This window comes from Nostoc sp. C110 (assembly GCF_043099725.1).
GTDB lineage: Bacteria > Cyanobacteriota > Cyanobacteriia > Cyanobacteriales > Nostocaceae > Nostoc > Nostoc muscorum_A.
Genome location: NZ_CP171148.1, coordinates 7,070,348 through 7,092,654 on the forward strand (window position 1 = coordinate 7,070,348; position 22,307 = coordinate 7,092,654).

Annotated in this window: 19 protein-coding genes; 12 read left to right on the top strand and 7 right to left on the bottom strand. The window is 38.4% G+C overall.

Annotated features, from left to right (window positions below; all coding sequences use genetic code 11):
• Positions 1 to 18: 18 nt before the first annotated feature.
• Positions 19 to 1,749, bottom strand: coding sequence for a hypothetical protein (locus ACFFRD_RS35325; protein ID WP_392480605.1), 1,731 nt, complete (start codon positions 1,747 to 1,749; stop codon positions 19 to 21).
• Positions 1,750 to 2,135: 386 nt separating this feature from the next.
• On the opposite strand from ACFFRD_RS35325, the gene ACFFRD_RS35330 reads away from it, so the two are divergent.
• Positions 2,136 to 2,729 (top strand): acyltransferase, encoded by a 594-nt coding sequence (locus ACFFRD_RS35330; protein WP_392480607.1) that lies wholly within the window; start codon positions 2,136 to 2,138, stop codon positions 2,727 to 2,729.
• Positions 2,730 to 2,877: 148 nt separating this feature from the next.
• On the opposite strand, the gene ACFFRD_RS35335 is transcribed toward ACFFRD_RS35330, so the two are convergent.
• Positions 2,878 to 4,260 (bottom strand): cytochrome P450, encoded by a 1,383-nt coding sequence (locus tag ACFFRD_RS35335; protein ID WP_392480609.1) that lies wholly within the window; start codon positions 4,258 to 4,260, stop codon positions 2,878 to 2,880.
• Positions 4,261 to 4,489: 229 nt separating this feature from the next.
• Here ACFFRD_RS35335 and ACFFRD_RS35340 point away from each other — a divergent pair, with 229 nt between their 5' ends.
• Together ACFFRD_RS35340 and ACFFRD_RS35345 are read left to right on the top strand one after the other, a co-directional pair.
• Positions 4,490 to 5,122, top strand: coding sequence for a ParA family protein (locus ACFFRD_RS35340; protein ID WP_012409272.1), 633 nt, complete (start codon positions 4,490 to 4,492; stop codon positions 5,120 to 5,122).
• Between the two features lie 2 nt (positions 5,123 to 5,124).
• Complete coding sequence (locus ACFFRD_RS35345) at positions 5,125 to 5,745, top strand: hypothetical protein (RefSeq protein ID WP_163935370.1); 621 nt, start codon at positions 5,125 to 5,127, stop codon at positions 5,743 to 5,745.
• A gap of 123 nt (positions 5,746 to 5,868) precedes the next feature.
• Here the strand turns inward: ACFFRD_RS35345 and ACFFRD_RS35350 are convergent, their stop codons facing one another.
• Positions 5,869 to 6,756 (bottom strand): alpha/beta fold hydrolase, encoded by an 888-nt coding sequence (locus ACFFRD_RS35350; protein WP_392480611.1) that lies wholly within the window; start codon positions 6,754 to 6,756, stop codon positions 5,869 to 5,871.
• A 268-nt stretch (positions 6,757 to 7,024) separates the two neighbouring features.
• On the opposite strand from ACFFRD_RS35350, the gene ACFFRD_RS35355 reads away from it, so the two are divergent.
• The 5 genes from ACFFRD_RS35355 to ACFFRD_RS35375 all read left to right on the top strand — a co-directional run bounded on the left by ACFFRD_RS35355 (position 7,025) and on the right by ACFFRD_RS35375 (position 12,324).
• Positions 7,025 to 7,336, top strand: a complete 312-nt coding sequence (locus ACFFRD_RS35355) for a BMC domain-containing protein (RefSeq protein WP_069069150.1) — start codon at positions 7,025 to 7,027, stop codon at positions 7,334 to 7,336.
• An 85-nt stretch (positions 7,337 to 7,421) separates the two neighbouring features.
• Positions 7,422 to 7,769, top strand: a complete 348-nt coding sequence (locus tag ACFFRD_RS35360; protein ID WP_069069149.1) for a carbon dioxide-concentrating mechanism protein CcmK — start codon at positions 7,422 to 7,424, stop codon at positions 7,767 to 7,769.
• 1,007 nt (positions 7,770 to 8,776) lie between these two features.
• Positions 8,777 to 9,964 (top strand): HetZ-related protein 2, encoded by a 1,188-nt coding sequence (locus ACFFRD_RS35365; RefSeq protein WP_392480614.1) that lies wholly within the window; start codon positions 8,777 to 8,779, stop codon positions 9,962 to 9,964.
• A gap of 258 nt (positions 9,965 to 10,222) precedes the next feature.
• Positions 10,223 to 11,440: a pilus assembly protein PilB gene (locus ACFFRD_RS35370; protein ID WP_392480616.1), complete on the top strand. Its 1,218-nt coding sequence runs from the start codon at positions 10,223 to 10,225 to the stop codon at positions 11,438 to 11,440.
• Between the two features lie 200 nt (positions 11,441 to 11,640).
• Entirely contained in the window at positions 11,641 to 12,324 is a 684-nt protein-coding gene (locus ACFFRD_RS35375) for a Crp/Fnr family transcriptional regulator (RefSeq protein ID WP_114081365.1), read from the top strand.
• 336 nt (positions 12,325 to 12,660) lie between these two features.
• Here ACFFRD_RS35375 and ACFFRD_RS35380 read toward each other — a convergent pair whose 3' ends face one another.
• Together ACFFRD_RS35380 and ACFFRD_RS35385 are read right to left on the bottom strand one after the other, a co-directional pair.
• A complete protein-coding gene (locus ACFFRD_RS35380; RefSeq protein WP_392480617.1) occupies positions 12,661 to 13,734 on the bottom strand; it encodes a glycosyltransferase family 4 protein in 1,074 nt (357 codons plus the stop codon).
• A gap of 107 nt (positions 13,735 to 13,841) precedes the next feature.
• Positions 13,842 to 14,585, bottom strand: coding sequence for a class I SAM-dependent methyltransferase (locus ACFFRD_RS35385; RefSeq protein WP_392480619.1), 744 nt, complete (start codon positions 14,583 to 14,585; stop codon positions 13,842 to 13,844).
• A 135-nt stretch (positions 14,586 to 14,720) separates the two neighbouring features.
• Here ACFFRD_RS35385 and ACFFRD_RS35390 point away from each other — a divergent pair, with 135 nt between their 5' ends.
• Positions 14,721 to 15,689, top strand: coding sequence for a hypothetical protein (locus ACFFRD_RS35390; RefSeq protein ID WP_392480621.1), 969 nt, complete (start codon positions 14,721 to 14,723; stop codon positions 15,687 to 15,689).
• Positions 15,690 to 15,799: 110 nt separating this feature from the next.
• Positions 15,800 to 17,239 (top strand): TylF/MycF/NovP-related O-methyltransferase, encoded by a 1,440-nt coding sequence (locus ACFFRD_RS35395; protein ID WP_392480623.1) that lies wholly within the window; start codon positions 15,800 to 15,802, stop codon positions 17,237 to 17,239.
• A 116-nt stretch (positions 17,240 to 17,355) separates the two neighbouring features.
• On the opposite strand, the gene ACFFRD_RS35400 is transcribed toward ACFFRD_RS35395, so the two are convergent.
• Complete coding sequence (locus ACFFRD_RS35400; protein WP_392480625.1) at positions 17,356 to 18,129, bottom strand: putative sugar O-methyltransferase; 774 nt, start codon at positions 18,127 to 18,129, stop codon at positions 17,356 to 17,358.
• A gap of 704 nt (positions 18,130 to 18,833) precedes the next feature.
• On the opposite strand from ACFFRD_RS35400, the gene ACFFRD_RS35405 reads away from it, so the two are divergent.
• Positions 18,834 to 20,153 carry an ABC transporter substrate-binding protein gene (locus tag ACFFRD_RS35405; protein WP_392480626.1) on the top strand — a complete coding sequence of 440 codons (1,320 nt, stop codon included), beginning with the start codon at positions 18,834 to 18,836 and terminating at the stop codon, positions 20,151 to 20,153.
• Positions 20,154 to 20,174: 21 nt separating this feature from the next.
• Here ACFFRD_RS35405 and ACFFRD_RS35410 read toward each other — a convergent pair whose 3' ends face one another.
• On the bottom strand, positions 20,175 to 20,891 hold the full coding sequence (locus ACFFRD_RS35410; protein ID WP_179073811.1) for a hypothetical protein: 717 nt from the start codon (positions 20,889 to 20,891) through the stop codon (positions 20,175 to 20,177).
• A gap of 719 nt (positions 20,892 to 21,610) precedes the next feature.
• Between ACFFRD_RS35410 and ACFFRD_RS35415 the strand changes: the two genes are divergently transcribed.
• Positions 21,611 to 22,291, top strand: coding sequence for a PEP-CTERM sorting domain-containing protein (locus ACFFRD_RS35415; protein ID WP_179073810.1), 681 nt, complete (start codon positions 21,611 to 21,613; stop codon positions 22,289 to 22,291).
• The last annotated feature ends 16 nt before the right edge of the window (positions 22,292 to 22,307 follow it).

Consider the following 22,307-nt stretch of genomic DNA (forward strand, 5'->3'; position numbering starts at 1 on the left):
GAACTCTGCGCTTGTTGTTTAGTTCATTGCTTTGCGGAAGTCTGGGTAAGTTAGATTTTCGGCGCAATGCCAGATGATGTTAAATACGGCTTCGTAGCGATATGAATTATTTTTGTAAAACTGTTTACTCAAATAGTCTTTTAGACTTATGACTACTTGTGGGAAATGTTCGCTTTGGATGATGCTTATCAAATTATCAGCTATATCTAAAAGACAGGATTCATAGGATAGCCGTTCCAAAGGAAATAAATCTTCATTTTCATCTTCTTCAACTTCAAGATAATGATGGGTTTGAATGAATTTGATAAAGACGGCAATCAATTTATTTAGCTTCTCTGCTTCTAATTTTCTACTAAGGTTAAATTGTTGTAAACTATAAGCAGCATTTGTCAAAATTGATTCATGCTTTGTACTGTTCAATAGCTGAATTAAAGTCTCAAACGCTTGTTGATTATTGTAGCCTATTTCCAGCAAGATAAAGAGCGCACTCAGAGATGTACGCTCATCTTTTAAATTAACCATTTTCCACATGGCTTTAATTATTTGCTGCTGATAGTCATTAGTTGTTGCTAATATATCTGTTACATAAAAATACACCCATTCCTTCTCAGCAGTTTCAAGTATTTTGGATAAAGTGGTAATTGCTACTCTATTACCCGAATCGATTTTTCCTAGACATAAAGCAGCCTTACAACGGAAAAATTCATTCTCAGTGGTTTTAATTCTCTCAGTTAAAATAGTAATTGCAGCTTTGTTACCTGGGTCAATTGCCATTAGATATGCGACAGACATATCGAGCAAAGATGGAGTCTCGGTAGTTTCGAGAATCTGGACTAAAGTATTGAACGCTATTGCATTACCTGGATCGATGTCCCACAATGCCTTAGCTGCGTGTAAAGAAATCATGTCATCTTTGTATTTTCGGATGAAATCAATCAGGCTAGCGATCGCAATTCGATTACCATAAGCTATATTTCCTAAAGCTCTAATCCCATATTCATATATATTTTCTAAAGTCAACCACTCATTTGTGATCTCATCAGGCTTCATCTTGATAAATTGGATTAAAGCAGCGATCGCAGTTTCGTTACCGTAGCCAATTTTCCCTAAGCTATGAATTACAGTCCAAGGCGTTATTTTGATGAATGGGACTAAAGTATTAATTACAGTTTCATTGTCATAGCCAATTTTTCCTAAGCTACAAATTGCAGTCCCAATATGAGAGTTATTTTGCTGAACTAGTAGTAATAAAGCTGCGATCGCACTTTTATTACCCGGATCGAGTGTTCCTAATTTCTCGGCTGCAACTCGGAGAATTGAACGACTTTCTGTAGTATGAACTAAATGGACAAAAGCAGCAATTACCCGTTTTCTGTCAGTTAATTCTAGGGTTTTTCTAGCTGTCTGCACCAATGGTTTTGGTAGTATCTGCCAATCTCGCTTATCTTGCCGAAAATAGGCATAACTCCATTTGAGTAGTTGTTCTACAATTGCATCCCCCAAACTACATTCTGGGAACTGAGATAAAGCCTCACCCGCCAAAAAGTAGGCGCGATACCTATAAAAATCGCCGCAACCGTCATCAAAATCTATTAAAGCTTGGATAAAATCTTCTTTTTGCTCCTTAGCTACATCCTTTTGACTAAACCAGTGGAGAATCCCTGCTTTCCACTCCGGCTCAAAGATGCGGTAAGTGCCTTGATTTAAATTGCTGCGATTGTGGTTAAAGAAATAGTGCCAATCATGCATTGCCTCCTACCCACTTCGAGATGTGGGACGAAAGGGACTTTAATGAATATTGCTACATCAGTTTGCCTTCTATCAAGTCTAAACGTAATGAGAAGTATTTTTTGGTCGGGTAGTAGATAATCTTAGCAAATTGCGAAGTTATTATATATTGCCTAAACAAATTTTAGAGAACCGGTATTCAGACGGGAGAAAATACTTTAATTAGGGAAACCTAATAAATTAGGACTACGCAATAACTATCTCAAACTCTTATTCCTTTGCGTCCTTTGCGGTTCGTTTTTCATTATTTTGCGTAAGTCCTGTAAATGTGAAGAGTGCTAAAGTATCTACGGCGTTTTCCCTCCCTGCTTGAAAGCCAGAGTTTTCCTGAACTTTTATGAGGTTTTATGAAAGAGATAAAAAATAAAATTACAAATAAATTAGAGCGGCTATTGGAACAGTGGTTAATACCTCGTCTAGTACGCTGGGGAGAATATTTAGAAACCAAAATCAGGCGCTACAAGCATCAAGAACTGAAAAGTCAATTAAAATTTTGTGGCTCAGGTCTACGATTTAAGCGGGATATTAAAATTGACCATCCACAAAATGTATCTCTGGGAAATAAAGTCTATATCGGCCCAGATGTCTTATTAGATGGCCGTGGTGGGATCACAATTGGCGACAACACAACACTTGGATTTAATGTGATTATACTTTCGGCGAATCACGACTATCAAAGTAATGATTTGCCTTATGAACATAATGTCTACATCCATAAACCTGTTGTCATCGGCCGCAATGTTTGGATTGGCGGAAATGTCTTAATTATTCCGGGAATTACTATTGGAGATGGTGCAATTGTGGCGGCTGGTACGGTTGTAACTGCTAATGTGGAACCTTTAGCAATTGTTGGGAATCAACCGATGAGAATAATTAAATACCGCGATAAAGAACATTATGAACAACTCGCTAACAAGCAAGAAAATCAGGATATCTCGTAATTATTACACGATAGTAGGGTGGGCATTTTACCCAGATTTCTCACGATACTGTGTGCGGGGTCAGATTTCTTCCCACACCTCCCACACCTCCCACACTCCTTGATTTCTTTCTTGTGAGAAATCCAGGTTTAATGCCCACCCTACTTGCCTAAACTAGGGCTGGCGTATTTGCACTCTTGACTTGAGATGTTGCAAACATCCGCATTCCTGCCGGTGTAGCGACAGTTAATCCACGGCGTACAGGACGCACAGGACGTTTATTAACTAGCGATACTTGAAAGTCAGATAGAACAGTTGCTAAGACAATTTTCATTTCATACTGGGCAAATGCCATCCCAATACAGCGACGATTACCGCCACCAAAGGGTAAATATTCATAAGGTGAATATTGTCTTTCTAAAAAGCGTTCTGGTTTGAACTGCTTGGGTTGTGGATAAACTTCTTCTCGATGATGCGCTAAATAAATACTGGGGACTATTACCGTTCCCTCTCGCAGTTCGTAGCCCATAATTTTAATTGGGGTTTTCACAATCCGAGGGAAAGCAGTCATGACAATTGGGTAAATTCGTAGTGTTTCTTGGCAAACTGCTGTCAAATAAGGCAATTTACCTACACTACTCAAATCGTGGTTAACTCCAATGGTGTTGAGTTCCTTTAGCAATTTCTCACGCACCTCTGGTAAACGATCAATCCAGTAAAAAGCCCACGTCAATGCCGAAGCGGTAGTTTCATGTCCCGCTACTAGCAGTGTCATTAACTCGTCGTGTAATTCTTTATCTGACATCCCTTGACCATCGTCGTAACGAGCCGCCATCATCAAACTTAGGATATCTTGGCGATTTTGATCGGTTTGGGCGCGACGTTCTCGAAGTAAAGCATAAATCAGTCGATCAATTTTTTGCCGTTGTTGCAGAACCCAACCCCAGGGGCTCCACGCACCGAAATCTTTTTGCATGAACTGGAAAAAGAAGGCGCTGGACATTAGGGGCGAAGTGATGAAGTCTAATAAATCACTTAGCGATCGCCTTAGTTCTTCAAAAAGCTCTCCCTCATTCAAACCAAAGACAACCCGTAAGATAACACGCAAGGTAATTTCTTGCATCGACTCACGGATCTTAAAAGGCTTGCCAATTTGCCATTCATGGCTCACCTGTTGGGTTATTTCCCGAATTTCCTCGCCGTAAGCCCGCATCCTTTCGCCATGAAAGGGGGGAGCTAATAGTTGCCGTTGGCGTTGGTGGCGATCGCCATCTGATAACATAAAGGAGCGATCGCCAAGCAAAAATCTTAGTCCTGTATTTCCCCTCCCAACCTCAAAATGCCTCGAATCAGCAGTAAAAATCTGCTCTAGTGCTTGGGGTTGACTAAAATACACAAGATGGTTATCAGAACTAGTACTCCTGATGGTGAAAGTGTCACCATAGGTTTTGGCAAAATCATCGACATATTTCACTGGCTGACTAATAAACTTGATCATCCGCAACCAGCGCGGCATTTGAGGCCCATCAGGCAGATTGTAAGTTGCTGTCATAGGAGTTTATAGATTTGATGGCTTCTGAATTTTATTGTTACGACTTTTCATGTTATTTAGGGTTACAGAAAGCGGTATATTCATGATTGGGGACTAGAGACTGGAGACTGAGAACTGAAAAGAGAATAATAAAAACTCTTGTACAGACGCGATTCATCGCGTCTCTATTCCTAACTCAGCACTCAGCACTCCTAACTCAGCACTCAAAAGGCAGCATCGGAAGCAAGCAGTGCCAAAAATCATCGCTATTCTCAACGGTAAAGGAGGAGTCGGCAAAACGACTACCGCAGTCAATCTGGCTGCAAACTTTGCGAAGAAAAAAAAGGTGTTGCTGATTGATGCAGATATTCAAGGTTCTGCCAGCTGGTGGTTTGGGCGCAGTCAGCAGGGAATGGGATTTGATTTATCTCAAGAAACAGATCCCAAGCTTTTAAGTGATTTAGGAAAGATAACAGGTTACGATTTAGTAGTGGTGGATACGCCTCCCGCGCTGCGCTCTGAAGCATTAGTGGCGGTAGTTGCGATCGCAGATTATCTAGTTTTGCCTACACCCCCATCCGCAATGGATTTAGCTATCCTCGTGGAAACAGTCAAGGAAGCCGTCATCCCCGTGGGAACCCCCCATCGGGTACTGCTAACTAAAGTCGATACGCGCAGTATTGGGGAAGCGCTAGAAGCAAAAAACACTCTCACTAGATTAGGTATTCCTGCTTTTAATACCTTTATCCGTGCTTATAAGGCTCATGAACGAGCGGCGCTTGAGGGTGTAGCGATCGCTCAATGGCGAGGAAGTAATGCACGAGAGGCGGAGTTAGACTACCGTCGTGCAGCTGATGAATTACAGCGTGATTGGAGAAAATAATAATGGCTAGGAAACAAAGTCTCTCTGACTTACTACAAGAAGAGGCACAAAAATTTACACCCCCAGAAGGTGAATCTGCGATCGAAGTTACAGCACAAGCAATTACCGAAGAACAGGCTTCATCTGATGAAGAATCCTCAGCACAAACATCTGAGCCAAATTCTACTAAGCGCACAAGCCCAACTAAAGCTGATTTAGAAGCAACTGTCAAAGAATTAACAAGTAATCTCGAAAAAAGCCATAAAAAGGAAGCATCTCTAGGGCAAGAAATTGCTGATTTGCAATCAAAATTATCTAAACAACAAACATTAGCATCGGAACACAAATTATTAGCACAACAGGTAACAAAGGAACTTGAAGAAACCAAAAAAACAGCACTGCAACTTGCAGAAGCAAATTCCAAGCTTATAGAAGAAATTAATGCCTTAAAACAAACAGCAGAAGATAATTCTAAAAAACTTGTTGTCAAAGAAAGTACTGCTATCAAACCAGTCAAAGACCATTACAATCCACTTAACTACAAAAAATCACATCGTTCATCGGAAACGTTAGCTCAAAATCAACCACAAAATCAACCAAATGAGTATCCTGATAGTTCTAATGAGATGTGGTTACTTGACTAGAGTTGATATCAGTTCTTTGTGAAACTGCACAAAATCAGGTTTTGTAAAACAAGGGGCTTAAGCTCCTTGTTCTATGCAACCCCACAGGTAATGGATATTATACTTAGTAAATAAAAAACTGCTTTAAACTCGAAAGTTTAAAATATGCTGCTCGGTGATTTGTGGTTGTTCCAAGTGTGGGAGATGACCACAATCTTGAATCCAGATGAGATTGCTGTGTGGAATTGCACTTTTAAACTTTGTGGCATCCTTAGTGCCCAAAATCTTATCGGAATCGCCCCACAAAATTAGTGTTGGTTGCACAATTTTTGATAAGATATCAAATCTAAAAGCACTGTAACCACCACTTTTAGTAAAAGCAATCAAAGCTTGATTCCAACTGGGCATTTGTAGATGTAATGCGCCACAACATAAAGCATCAACAGAAGCAAGACTTTGATTTTTATATCCAATGCGAGAAACGCGATCGCGCACCTTTAGATTACTCAAAAATTGAGTTGCGAAATAATCTAATGGGGGAAACATGAATTTACTTAACGGTGAACCACCAGCCAACCCCGCACTATCAATTAACACCAGCTTTTTTACAACTTCCGGGTAAGTCAGCGTAAAATCAATCGCCGTCGCACCCCCCATCGAAGCGCCCACTAAAATTACAGGTTGGTTAATTAAGCTTTTCCAGAAATAATAAAGATGGGTTTTAATCGCAGTTGGGCTATAAGCAATTCCTGAGAGTCTATCTGTAAACCCAAAACCCAACAAATCCACAGCCCACGTTTCATTATCTCTAGAGAGTAGTGGCAAAAGCCGCCGAAATTCTAATACAGAACTGTCAAAGCCGTGAATTAATAAAATAGGAGTTCCACCACTCCCTTGCTTGACATAAGTTGTGGTAACTGGTTGATTAATTAAAGGAGTAGCGATCGCAGCAGTTTGAATACTCTGAGCTAGTGCGATCGAGGCAGATTCTGTCAGTTGGCCAACTGCTTGAGGAAGAAAATTCGGAAACATAAATTTCAGTTTATCGTATTAGCTTGCTTTGGCCCATCGCTAATTTTGTTAAACAACAAAATTACACAAACTAATCTGCTCAAGTATTATTTGTAATACATAAAACATAGTTTAGCGGCTAATCAAAATATTCTAACTCTTGTAAAGACGCGATTAATCGTGTCTCTCCTAATTCCCACCACCAAAGAAAATTTTGCAAAATGTCAAAATTGGGACTAAAGCCACGTACAATTGATATCGCCTATCCCTTATTCCAGGAGCTAATGCCATGCCAATGGCGGTTGGCGTAATTGAAACTTTAGGTTTTCCTAGTGTTTTAGCCGCAGCAGATGCAATGGTCAAAGCTGCCGCAGTTACGATTGTGTATTATGGTCAAGCTGAAAGCGCACGTTTGTTAGTCGCCGTCCGGGGACACGTTTCTGAAGTCAATAGAGCTGTTGAAGCCGGAATCGTAGCTGGAGAGCAAGTCAAGGTTGGTACAGTAATTACCTACTACGTTGTTCCTAATCCCCCGGAAAATGTGGAAACCATATTACCAATCCATTTCACCGAAGAATCAGAACCTTTCCGCATGTTCTAAGCAATTTTGCTATCAAAATCTGTAGCGAAGCTTCGTACAATTACCTTGTAGCCCCCATATCGTTTATTCATACAGGAGATTAATAATGTCATTACAGGCAGTTGGAGCACTTGAAACGAAAGGTTTTCCTGCGGTGCTAGCAGCAGCAGATGCAATGGTAAAAGCTGGTCGAGTCACTCTTGTTGGATATATTAGAGTGGGTAGCGCCCGTTTCACAGTTAATATTCGTGGCGATGTTTCTGAAGTAAAAGCTGCTATGGCTGCTGGTGTTGAAGCCGCAGAAAATGTTTTTGGCGGTACACTTGAATCCTGGGTAATTATTGCTCGTCCCCATGAAAACGTTGAAGCTGTTCTGCCAATTGGTTACACAGAACAAGTCCAAGGGTATCGAGAATCTGTAGAAAATCCGATTGTTAGATCGAACAATCGATAGATTTAACCCTCTGCGGTGAAATTCAAAACGAAGAATCTCTACAAATGAATTTATTGAGAAGTCTATTTTAAGGCTTCTGACCATTAAAGCTTTTGAGGGTTGCATTCTTTCTGTTATTAGATTTTGCAGAAGTTGAATTTTGAAGCAGAGGGAAAGCAACAATCACAGTCAATAGTCAAAATCAATCAATATTGACTGTTGACTATTCATTTTTACTAATTTAAACGTTTTATATAACGCCTTACTAAATATCCTTTTAAACACTAATTTACGTATATAAACCTCATCTATGTTGAAACCAAGAGTTTTTTAAAAGATATATTTATGTAGGTTGGGTGGAGTGAAACGCAACCCAACATTACCACCTTATTTATGTTGGGTTACACTATCGCTGCACGCAACCTACAAAACTACGGTTCTTAAGGTAGACGAGGTTTACATTTAGATAAAATAAAAATATATTAAGAAATTTAACTTAATACTATTCAGTTAAGGCTCGCTCCTCCTCCCTAATTCCCTTTAGAAAGGACGGAATTAAGCTCATTTTAAGAGGGTCGGAGGGCTCTTATAGGGCAAAATCTTATGAACACCAAGCGTATTAAGATTTAACTAAGTATTTTCCTACGTAAGGGATTGTAAAGGGTTGAAACTTATACGGGTGAAATAACGTCTGACATTGAGTTAAATTAGATTCGTTCTTGGTATCTGTTACAAAATATCAGATTTCCCCGACCCATCTCATGCAAAGGTGTATCCTCACCACTCTAGGCAGATTTCTGTTCTTAGTTAAAAAACATAACTTTACAAAAAGCTTAAATTAACAAACTTGCTCTAAATGCTTCATTTACAAGGGTTTTGGGTATTTTGGAATTGAAAGGAAAACATCAATGTAGAAATTTCTGCATAATTCTAGTGAATTAAGACGTAATAAGAGTAGAAACACTGAGCTATTTTCATGAAACTCATGAAATCTGGGGCAGCTGCCAGTTAACAATTAGGTGGGATAAATGGGGGTTGTGATGCAAACTTCAAAATTGAGTTTCGAGGAATGCAATCTCAGTATGACAACAGATATGGAAAAACTGGCTTTAGATTGGCAAAAGCGCTTGGCTACTGAATGTCCAGAGCAAAATGAAGCTGCTAGGCAAAGTATTATTCTCTGGCTATTTGGATCTGACTCAAAACGGTTTGATCTGTTAAACCCGAAGGAACTTGAGATCGCCAAACAAGCGATGGAATATCGCTGGAGGATTTTACGTCAACGTTATTTGGGGTTTGGGCGAGAACGTGCTTATCGCAACTTGATAACGCGACTAGGGAGTTTAGTGACATTACGGAATAAGATTCAGACTTGGGTTTCCCTCAGCCGCGATCGCCAGCGCAGTGTTATGGATGTATTGCAAGAAGTACTCCAAGAATTACTGCAAACTGATGCCTACATGCAGCAACAAATGGCTGATCTTGCCAAATATACAAGCGATAGGCGATTGGCAGATGCTCTGCTATTTGCCAGTGTAGAAGAATATTGTCTGCGGCCAGTACGCAATCAACCCCTATTAGCTTATCGGTTTGTAAATTACTTGCGTCGCACTCAGCGCGGTGGCTTAACCCAAGTGCCGGGTCGTGACATGATTAGACTGGTGTCAGAAGAAGTCCTCACCGACGACAGTGACAATCGAGTTAACTTAGTAGATAGTCAGGCGATCGCAGAATATCAAGAAACACAACAACTAGAAGAACAACAGACCCTACGTCAGTCTGTCCAAAAAGAATTTGAAAATTATTTACAAGAGAATCTCGGAAAAGACGCAGTAGAATGGCTCCGCCTGTATCTGCAAGGTAAGTCCCAAGAAGAAATTGCCCAAAAACTGGATAAGCAGACTAAAGAAGTCTACCGTCTGCGAGAAAAAATTAGTTACCATGCTGTGCGTGTTTTTGCCCTCAAAGCTAAACCAGAGCTAGTAGACAGCTGGCTCTCAATTTCCTTACAAGAACATAATTTAGGGTTAACGCAAAACCAATGGCAACAACTTGATGAAAAATTGACTCCTCTAGGACGGCAAATCCTAGATTTACGGAAAGCAGGCAACTCAATAGAAGCAATAGCTCAACAGTTAAAACTCAAAACCCATCAAGTATTAGGCGAATGGACAAAAATTTATCTTGCAGCCCAAGCTTTAAGAACGCAAGAGTAGCCAATTCAGGCGGCGGGAGACAAGGCAAATGGGGAGTGGCGAAGTGGAAAAGCAAGGGGAATGGGGGAGATGAGGAGAATAACCAATGCCCCATGCCCAATCCTCAGTATTATCCCCAGTCTCTCATCTAAAATTCATCTTCTACTTACGTCTACTTAAGTATATATAATTGAAATTTTAACAATCAAACAAAGTATCTTTATTAACTACTTACTCAATTAGAGGCAAAATATAAATAAACACCACGCAATCAAACCTATGTTGTCTTCCGAGGGCGGACTAAATGATACCGCAGCAAATGCACAGCAAATCCTAACTGCCACTCAAACTAGATGGGAGGAAGGAGGGGAACGCGAGCAAATGTTCCAACTGATTGATAATCTTTTATCCTTTGAAGCTTGCCTCTACCATCAGATTTTGCCCTTGGGATTAGAAGACCAAAACCTCTTGCTAGGTATGGTTTATCCACAAGACAGTGAGGCACTAGATTATGTTGGTCGCATTTTGTCTTATATCAATTGCACAATGGTGATTGAGGCGATCGCAAGCGACTCTCACCGCAGAATATTATCAGCCTACCTCAACCATAAGAATACATCTCAACTAGATGCAAAACTTGTGCATGAGTCAACAGAGGACTTTCCCCAACAAAATACTGACAAACCTATTCCCTCCCTAAATGCCGACTCAGAATCAAATCAGCACCCCCTATTGATGGCGTTTCAAACACAAAAGCGTCAACATTCTGGACAACGTGTAGACTTGCCTCCTATCCCAGAGCTAGATCAATCATCTCAAACTCTAAGGAGTCAAGAGGGCGAGACATCCGTTGCAGTAGCAAACAATCTACCTATTTTGCCTACACAAGTTCCTGAATTACTTACTCCCATTGAGTTGCTATCAACACTGCCACCCAAAAAATTACTAGAAGAATTACTAGGGCGAATTCTGGGTGGAGGAATCGGCCGGCTGTATTTAGAAAGACAAGCTTATGAAGGCAGGATACTGTGGAGTGATAATGGAATATTGCAGTCTGTGTTAGACAAGCTGCCGCTATATGTTTTCCAAGGAGTACTGAATGAATTAAAGCGGTTTGCCTCCCTACCTCTCATCACGCTTGCAGAACCAAAACAGGTAGAGAAGGAATATGTATATCAAAAAAACCGCTTGTTATTACGCTTGCGAGTTATGCCGGGAACCTACGGTGAAGAGGCAACACTCCAAGTCTTGCGGGGAGCAGCATTAAAATTCTATCAGCAACAACAATTGATGCGTCTAGGACGTGATGCTTTAGGAATTTCTCAGCAACTAAGTTTCAAATTACATGAACTACAAGAACGGCTTTTGTTGAATCCTATCCTTGACTCTCAGCAATCAGAGGCTTTAGCTACACTGAATCAATTAGTGAAAAATTTAGACCAACAGATCAAAATACTGGCAATACATAGCAATCCACCAACAGACAGCAAATTATAGGTCTGTCAGTGAAAGCGCTGATTTCGATCGCGTACATAATTGTTATGTTGTAATGAGACTTTAGACCGATCAACCTTATAAGGTTCATCTCAAATAAATACAAATTTTGCGATCGTACTCTGAGTAAGATTACGATTTAAACAAACTTATAGTATCAAAGTTAGTTTCCCGCTCTTGAATCCATTTGTTGCAAATATTTCATGCTAACTGAGGTTTTTAGTGAACTTTTCCCCTTGATGAGTACAGCCAACCCACAAACCTTAGAATGGCTGCTCAACGTTGCAATTGAACATGAATATCCATCGGGACGAGCCGTTGTGATGGAAGATGCCTGGGGTAATGCCGTTTACTTCGTGGTTTCTGGTTGGGTCAAAGTCCGGCGTACTGTCGGGGACGATTCAGTGGCTTTGGCAATTTTTGGTCGTGGCGATTTTTTTGGAGAAATGGCAATTTTAGATGAATCTCCACGCTCAACCGATGTCATTGCCCTTTCACCCGTGAAGTTGCTTAGTATCTCTAGAGAGCGTTTTATTCAAATATTGTTTAAAGACCCACAGTTACATCACCGGATGCTGCAACTGATGGTGCGGCGATTGCGGCAAATTAACCAGCGATTACAAATGCGGTCTTCACCACCAGCAGTCAAACTCGCTCATACCCTAGTAACTTTAGGTGAAAGTTATGGTCAGGAATCAGACTTAGGAAGAGAAGTTTTTAACATTCCTTTTAAAGATTTAGCAGAGGTAACAGAAATCGGTGTTGAAGAAACCACCAAAATCATGGAAAAGCTGCATGAAAAAGGGTGGATCAAAATTGATAGCGCCAATAACATTACTTATCTTGTGAATTTCAAGCAGTTGATAAACTTGGCTGGCAAAGTGTGATTACTTTATCCGAGATAATCCATCATAGGTAGGGCTTGCTGAAAAAGAAAGAAAAGGTTGTACTGTCTTGGGAAATAAACGGTGTAATATACTTAGTCACAATATTGACTGCATCTTCTACTGTTGCCCATTCATCACCTAAATAATTGACGTAATTATCTCTTTGATCATCTGTAATTTTTTGATTACCTAAAATAACTTGAGATTTATCCCATGTTTTGGCGTAATTGTTCCAGAATTATTTATTAATTTCAACGTTGGATGGCTGCATCGGTAAATCCCGTTAGTCGTAGCGGCAATATCTAAATTGAACAAGATTAGTACTATATCAGCTTTTCAGAATTTTTTTCTCAGAATTTCTTGAAACCACTCTTCAGTGCGATCGCCCATAGCTTCTAAAGAATATAGAGTTTCTGCTTGCTGGCGACAAGTTTGACGGTCAATTTCATCCAAATGCTTAATAGCTTCTACTAAACCTTGAACACTATCAGGTTCCACCAAAAAACCAGTTTTTCCTTCCTGGACAATTTCTGTTAAACCACCGCGACGATAAGCAATTAAAGGTACTCCACAAGCAAGCGCTTCTATTGCTACATTTCCAAATGCTTCTATCCAACGAGGAGTTACTAAAAGTGCTTGACATTTACCTAGCTCCTTTTGTAGCTCAAGCGTTGGTAAAAATCCTACATATTCTATAGGAGCATTAGGGTATTCTTGACAAATTTTTTCCCAATAAGATACATCCTGTTTTAACCCAAATATTTTCAATTTAATGCCAGTTATTTCTGCTGCTGCTACTGCATCTTCTAGCCCTTTCTCAGGAGCTATCCTACCTACCCACGCCAAGCTCTGAGTTGGTTCTTGGCAAAATTGATAAATAGATAAATCCATGCCATTTAACAGACAAATACACCGTTCTGCAAATGTGAAAGTAGCTGCCTGTGTTTGGCTGTGAACACCAATACTACCAGGAAAATTGATTGCTACTTGTTCGATAATCTCATCCATTACATCTGTCAAAGAACCCATACTGATCAGATGTGCGATCGGACAATTAAAAAATGGTGTTAAATAGAGTGGCAACCAATCATAAGCAAAATTAACAATCAAATCATAATCAGTTTGGACTTGACGAGCATAATCCCACATATTCGCTAAAACAGAATTTTTATGCAGCAAAATCGGATCGCTACGACTCTGATTTTGCGCTGGTATCTGTATTAGTTCACCGGGAATTTCTCTAATCGGTAATGAATTGCTGATAGATCCCTGCGGTGCAACAATTTCTAATTTATATCCTCGCCGCAGCATTTCTGTAGCAATATTAGATAGGGTCAACTCTACTCCGCCTCCCAATCCTGAACCTAGTGGGCCCATTGGAGTAGACATAAATAATAATTTATGGTACATTTCCGTCGTTAATCTATTTTTATCAACATCATTTTTTCAGCTTTTCAGCTAAATAACTTGTTTAGCGGGTTTCGCTATGGCTCCACCCAAAAAACATGTAATTAAATTCAACTCTGCTTACGGTAGCAGCGAGTTGTAATTAAGTAAGGGTGAAAAACCTCTAAAAATTGGCTCTGAAGTGTATTGAAAAATGCTTCTACAACTTTAGGCTCATCTAAATGAAAAGGAAATTCTTGATTAAAACCTTTAAAAAAATACCAATTTGCTATCATTTTACCCTCAGAATTCAAAGATTGATAAAATTCTAATAACTGCTGGCTAGGGTCTGACAAATGTTCTAAAACATCAAAACACAAAATAGTATCAAATTTTTCTTTTGCAGGCATTTCAAGACTACAAATTATTTTTTTCCCCAGTCCCATTTTCTCTGCTCGATACTGAACAAAATCACAATTAATCGGATTGATATCATAATAAACAACTTGCTCAACTTGTGGACAAAGAGCAGCACCAAGGGTATGAGTTCCTATCCCTCCACCAAAATCTAACACTCTTCCTTGGGCATAATCTGCAATCAACTGCAACATATCTCCAATATAAGCATAACTTGATAGATGCCATGCCCCCAATTCAAACAAGTAAAGTTCTCCTACTTTCTCACGATAGAAAGCAGTTGCTTCTTCCCAATTAAAATCTTTGCGTCCTAAGTTTTTTATTTCCTCTTGTCCTGCTGCTAACTTTGTCTCTATGGTTTCTGGATCTAAATTTAAAAAATATTCTAGATGATGTTTTAAGTCAAATGAATTTTCTAAAAAACTACTTAAGAAAGAAGGCGCAGTAGAGTTTACCATAAAATTTATATCACAATGAAATCAACGTATTCCATTATAGAATAGATATATACCGCTTTGACTTATTAACACTTGTAAACATCGATAAGAAATGTAGTATATTTGAGCAATAGTTTCTAAAAAATAGGGATTTTCATGAAGATTGCCTTAGTTGCTGGAGGCTATATTCCTGCACCTCCCTTATCAAGTTCTATTTTGACTCTTATCCAAGAGTATAAATATTTTTTAGATAAGCTTGGACATCAAGTAGATATTTTTAATAATAAAGATGTTAATGGAGTTATAGATAAAATCAATAATGGAAATTATGATTTTGTACATTTACACGCCTATGAATTTGCTAGTCAATTCAATAAAACCCTAAAGCAAAAATATTGTTTTAGTTGTCATAATGGCTATTTTTTAAAACAAGATAAATGGGAAGAAGATTTTAAAGAAGGATTTCAACACTACCTAAATGCACCTGGGATAATTGCCCTTTCTAATCCAACAAAAAATATTTTTATTAAAGCAGGCTATTCTGGATATATATCAGTGCAAATAAACGGTATTGATACTCAAAAATTGAATTTCAAAGAAGAAGGAAATAATAAAGCTATTTGTTTGGGTTGGATTCAACCGAGAAAGCAGCAGAGATTGCTAGCAGAAACGATTGATGGTAAGTTAGGATTAGATTTTGTTGGGCCTTTAGATGACCCTAATTTTAAAGAAGGAACCACGACAAAACATTTAGGTATCTGGGGCTTAAAACAAGTTTATAATAATCTCACAGATTATAATTGTTTAGTTTTAATTAGTAATGGAGAAATTGCACCGCTTGTAGTACTAGAAGCAATGGCGGCAGGTTTATGTGTCGTTGTTTCAGAATCTGCTAGTGCTAACTTACACTCCAAAGAGTTTATTAAAGTTTTGCCAGATGATATATTAACTAATGCTACCGCCGAAAATAAAAAAATTGTTTGTGACATAATTCTTGATTTAATTGAGAAAAATAAATCTTTTCGCCAAGAAATTGTAGAATATGTCAAGGAAAATTTTGATTTTAGTCACATCATCAAAAACTATATTCAGATAATTGACGATTTTAGCAAGTTTGATTATTAGTAAGCCATAAATCAGTAACTATGTATGTCTAATACTGCATCACAGTAATAGGCATGGGGTTAGCAGCGAATTTTGCAGCAAAAATTAGGATATTTAAGGAAAAATGAATCATGAATAAAGAAACGATAGAATTTATTGACAGAACATTGTTAGCAGATGGAGATTATGTTTCAGTTGGGCTTGAAATTATCAAACCAGATAAATGTTTTCCCAATATGATTGTAGAAGATATAAATACTTATGATTTGCATTCTCTAAAACGTGAAATTCCTCATAATCTGTATGTAGATAAAAGAGAAACAGATGTAGGATTTCTCAGTCGGGATGAAGCACATATTCTTTATAATACTGCTCATAAGTTTAGGGATAAAAAAGCTTTAGCTATTGGCTGTTGGTATGGTTGGTCTGTCTGTCATCTGGCATTAGCAGGAGTAAAATTAGATGTAATTGATGCTCTATTAGCCAGAAAAGATATTCATGAAAGTGTAACTAACTCTTTGCGATGTGCAGGTGTCCTGGACTCAGTTAATCTAGTAAGTAGTAATATTCCACAAAAAATAGAGGAGTTAGCTGAACAATTACAACGCAAGTGGTCGTTGATTTTTATTGACGGAACTAATGAAGCTATAAATCCACTCAATTATGCAATTATCTGCGAACAATTAGCAGAGACAGAAGCTTTTATTCTATTTAATAACTTAAATTCTCCCGATGTTACCCAAGGCTTAGATTACTTAAAGCAAAAAGGGTGGAACACAATGATTTATCAAACAAGACAGATTATGGGAGTTGCTTGGCGTGGCAATATTGAGCCAGTCCAACATCAGCCAGATCCAAATGTTAATTGGAGTGTACCAGAGCATTTACAAAACTATCATGTAAGTGAATTATCATCAGATTCAGTAAATGAATTTATGGAAATTATTACTGCTATCCGACCTTATACCTTATTGGGCGAAATACGCTTATTTTCACTTTACTCTCTAGCAAAAAAAATTTGTATAGAAGATATTCCCGGAAATTTTGTTGAATGTGGAAGTTATAAAGGGGGAGCAGCAGCACTTTTAGCATCCGTAATTAAGCGATACAGCTTGCGCCCACGTCTACTTTATGCGTGTGATACTTTTGAAGGAATGCCCGAACCGACGGAGATAGATATATATAATGGAATACCTGCAAATGAAACTGGGTTTGGAGTTGGCACTTTAAAAGCTCCAATTGGAGAAAATATACAAGCGATTTGTCAATTGTTAAAAGTCAAAGATATTGTTGTACCTGTTAAGGGTTTGTTTGCTAATACATTGCCTCAATATAAATCAGAGATAGGCAATATTGCTTTTATGCACGCTGATGGAGACTGGTATGAATCAACAATGGATATCTTCAATACGCTTTATGATAGCGTTGTTATTAATGGGATGATTCAGGTGGATGACTACGGCCATTGGGATGGTTGTCAAAAAGCCTTACATGACTTTGAGCGTTTGAAAGGGGAGAAATTTAATTTGCATCGAATTGACTACACTGCGGTGTGGTTTAAGAAGGGTTAAATAATATTTAACAGGCCAATACTTTTAGAAGGATGTCACTTAATTTTTGAGTTATGTATTGGTCTGTTAAATATCTGCCTAAATTTTATTCAATTTGGATAAATTCGGTATTTTTTTTACCAGACTAAAGTACAATCTTCAGGGTCTAATATGCCAACTTCTTTATTGACTCTGATTGTAGGAATAATTTTAATTAACTCTTCTTTTGTATATGAATTAAAATCTTCTGGATTGATTTCATTGTATGTAATATAGCCTTTGGTGGCAGAAAGAACCACCTTTTCTAGATAAATATCTTGTATTTCTCGCCTCAGTTCCGTGAAGGCATAATTGCTAATTACAAGATCATAATTCTCTTTAGGTAATTCATTCATTGTCTTATAGACTATCGTCGTGTTTAATGGGTAATGATCTAAATATCTTTGAGCTAGCATTAGCACTGGTTTTAGATCAACCAACGTATAGGTTTTTACCTTAAAATAACTACTGACAATTCTACATAGCCCTCCATAACCAACTCCGATTTCACATATATTTAAGTTGTCTAGAGTGCCAAATTCGGATTCCAAATCTGACAGAATTTTTATGTATCGTAGGGTAGGTGGTGCGATTGTACCAATGCCCTCGTAATCAAAAACTATAGGATTGCCAATCCGATCATTTTTAAGAAATTCATTAATCTTACTCAATACCTTAGAGGAAGAATTTTTGGTTGCTTCCAGATACTCTAAACCTTGACCAAAGTCGTCGTGTTCTAATGCGATCTTGTATATTTCATTGCGACGAAAATCTTTAAATATGGAAGAATCCAAGCTAGCTTTTAAACAGAATTCAGGATAGTCAATATTGTCAGTCAGGCTGGTTTGTAAAACCTTATCTTGGGAGTTCATGCTTACTACTGTCCTTATTTAGGCATAACTATTTATTCAACTTAGTTGCCCAGCTAGTCTATAAATGAAGAGTCATAAGTCACTTATAAATAAAAGCTGAATACAGAAGAGTCTATGAATAGTTCTTCTGTAAGCTACCAAGCGGATACTGTGATAGAGGTCGATGCTTAATAGTTCTCTTACCTCAGAGTTTAGTTACAAAACTGACCTCAACTCTTACGTGTAAAATTACCATACATCAGCTAGAGATTCAATATTTTGGATAAAACAACCCAAATACTCTCTATGATAGCGTTCTCGCTAATGGTATAATTATAGTGCTGATGAGTAACTACGGTTATTGGAAAAATTCTTATACCAATTATTTCTGAAACTGCACAAAATCAAGGTTGGTCACACTTGGGTCTTAGTCACTAAGTCTGACAAACCTCACAGGTAATCGGGATCAGAAAGCTTTACATGAGTTTGAACAGCAATTTAACCTTCATCAAATTGCCTACACTATGGTGTATTTTAAGAAGAGTAAATTCATAGATACTCAACACATATAAAAACAGATTAAATATATAAACATAAATACTTGCATACGGAGTTTTTAGTCTCATTATTAATTTATCTATGAAGTCTTCAATTATCCTTTATTCTTCATAATTATATATTTTACTTTTCATCCTTCCGATAATGCAATTGATTAACTACTTGGCATGAAATTTACTCTTTTTAAATCCCAAATTCAAAAAACTTTCCGCCAGACGACCCATTCTGCTTGGCGGTTTTCGCTGGTAGGAATTATTCTGAGTATATTTTTAATGTTCTTATATGGTTGTCAGGGGACATTCCAGAATAATGATAGAGTAATTAATCTGAGTTTATGGCAATCAATAAATCCTCCTGCTAATCGGGATGTGTTTAACAAACTAGTAAATAAATTTAATCAAACTCATACTGATATCCAAGTAGAATCTATCTTCATAGGTCAACCCCAATTACCAAAAATATTAACAGCAGTTGTGGGCAATACACCTCCAGATATTCTGTCATTCGATCCTCAATTGACAGGTCAGTTTATGGAACTAGGGGCAATTCGACCTTTAGAAGAATGGCTGGACAAATTGCCATTGAAGTCGGAAATTAGCCCCAACCTATTGGAGGAATTAAAATTAGACGGTCATCTTTGGTCAATTCCACTTTACACGAGCAATCTAGGGATTTTTTACCGACCTCAACTTTTTCAAGCTGCGGGAATTACGCAAATTCCTAAAACTTGGGAAGAGTTAAGGGAAGTCGCCAAAAAATTGACCATAGACCGGAATGGTGATAATAAACCTGAACAGTACGGAATGTTGCTGCCTTTAGGAAAGGGAGAATGGACTGTCTTTAGTTGGTTTCCTTTTTTATTGGGTGCTGGCGGCGAGGTAGTGACAAATAACCGTCCGAATTTAACGAATCAGGCAGCTATTAGTGCTTTGCAATTCTGGCAAAACCTCATAAAAGATGGATCAGTAATGCTTTCGCCTCCAGAACGTGGTTATGAAGAGGATGCTTTTATCACGGGCCGGGTTGCGATGCAAATCACAGGGCCTTGGACTTACATCATGAAGTCTAATGTTGATTATCAGGTGTTCCCTATACCTGCAAGTGTTGAGCCTGCTACGGTGACAGCGACGGGAATATTGTATCTAATGAAGACCACGCCAGCAAGAGAGAAAGCAGCACTCAAATTTTTGGAGTATGTTTTGAGTGAAGACTTTCAAAAAGAATGGAGTGTCGGAACGGGTTTTTTACCAGTTAATATCAAAGCTGGTAAAAGTGAAGCTTTTAAGGAATTTATTAGCAAAAAACCAGTTTTAAAAGTATTTATGGAGCAGATATCTGTAGCACTTCCTCGACCAATTATTGCTGGATATAGTCGTCTTTCTGACAGTCTGGGTCGAGCGATCGAGGCGACATTACTAGGTGAGTCTGCCGAAAAAGCACTCAAGGCAGCACAAGAACGTTTAGAACTTATTTGGGATGACAAATGAAAATCCTGAAGAAACTCTAGTTTAGCGATGTGGATTTCTTTTTAATGTACACAAACCAATTGCTGGTATAGCTCCCAGTATGACTGCCGTAAGCCCTTGTCCACTCCAATACAATATAAAATTACGGCTTGCTTCTGGAATCAGATTTTGCACCAGAAAAAGCAACCAAACCAAAATAGTAATTAATAAGAAAGCAATTGAGGGTAAAAAATTCCACCACCAAATACCTGCTGTATATCGCCTCAGTACCAGCCATTGGCAAAGCCCTAGCCAAACACCCGAAATTATATATGCGATCGCAGATAAGAATCCGAAAATAAAAGTTTCTTCAGGTGATGATGAGGCTATGGATGAAATGTAGTTAATCCAGGCTGTAGAAACACCGTTGGCAATCAGCCAACCGACGCTAGTCGCAAATAGCCATTGTAAACCCGGTAAATATCGGTAAACAATCAGGGCTTGGTCAGCAGCAAAAATTACGGCAAATACAACGTTACTGAGACTTCTGACCAAAATACTCCATGTTTGTGCCTGGAGAGCAATACTCGGTGAGCTTTGGAGAATAATTTTTTCTAAGGCGATACTGGCAACGCCACCCACAACCCATCCAATCAGGGTCATTAAGGTAAACTGAATAAAGAACCTCTGTCGCTGCGATCGCGGAATCAAAAAGTTTCCTGAATTAAGCTCGTTTTTAGCAGATCCAACACGATCGGGACTATTAGAGTCAGTTTCCATAAGAAATTAGGGTAGCGAGGGAATAGGGAGATTAGGAAGATAGGGAAGCAGGGAGAATGACTAATGCCCACTCCTCAGTTAAATATTGATTCTTGTTTTATCCTATTTCTTACTCGTCAGTCCCTATTTTCTATTATTTGCCACTCTCCAAAAGCGAGTCTATTATGTCAATAATGGCAGTTGATTCTCAATAAACTGTGAGCTAATCTCATTAAATTAAGCTTATTGCTAAAAGGTTAAGAGTCGCCCGTCATAGATATATGCCTAACACAACGCCAGTTGCTACCATGTGGGAATGCTAAGAGCGTAGCTTGCTTCTCCGTAGGGGTACAAGTCGGTATCACCCAACGCAGTGGCTTCCCTACAGAAATTTTATTTTTACTTTATAAATAATCTTTTAACCTTAGTTGCGATCAAGGTAATCTTAGATGCGTTTGTCCTGCTCATTAAAATTGCACAAGACCCTTCACTTAATCTTTAAAGAAATTTTGGTGTATATACCGTATCTTTTGCGAGTTGAAAAAATCACAATAGTATTACAAAGCATCAAGATAAACTTACATCTTCGAGCTTGTTGTACTCGACAACAGTCATATAGAAAGAAATACTTCTTGATTTTCTTCTAGGTTGTTCGAGTAATGAAACTAGTTTTATATAGCTAGGTTTCAAGAAAAGTTCAGTCTTAATTATCTTTGTGTTCTTCAAGGTTTATTATTCGAATGCTGCAAAAAATCTCCTTGGCTTTACTCGGAACAACTGCTGTGATCGTCAGTGCAAATCCAGCTAGTGCCGTAACTCTGCAAGTCAATACTGGCCCGTTCTCTAGCTATGCTGATGCTAAAACTGTCACCTTTGACGATGGCACCGCAAATGATCCTAATGGATTTGTTACTTACTCTAATATTACTAGTAACATTGTTCAAGGTAGCGTATCTGGTCAATACGCCTCACCTTATGGGGATAACACCAAATTTCTAACAATTGCTCCAAAAAATACTAATGTTGCAGGCAACAGTGGTTTTGTCAATATTAACTTCAAAGAAGCTGTTAATTACTTCGGTTTTTATGCAGGTTCATTGGATGATTACAACTTTGTTGACATTTACAAAGGTAATCAGTTGGTAAAGACTTTTAGTGGTGCAGATGTGCCAACTGCTATAGCTAATGGTAGTTGGACTAGCACTCAAGCTAATATGTTTATCAATCTTGTAGCTGACACAGGAGAAACATTTGATCGAGTTGTGATGCGCTCAAATGGTGTTGCTTTTGAAACAGATAACCATGCCTATAGACTAGCCAAGAGCGTTCCCGAATCTAATGCGATGTTAGGTGTGTTAGCAATTGGTGCTTGTGGTATGACTTCACTCTTCAAACGCTCACAACGTAAAGTGACAATGTAAAGATAAATTTATCAGG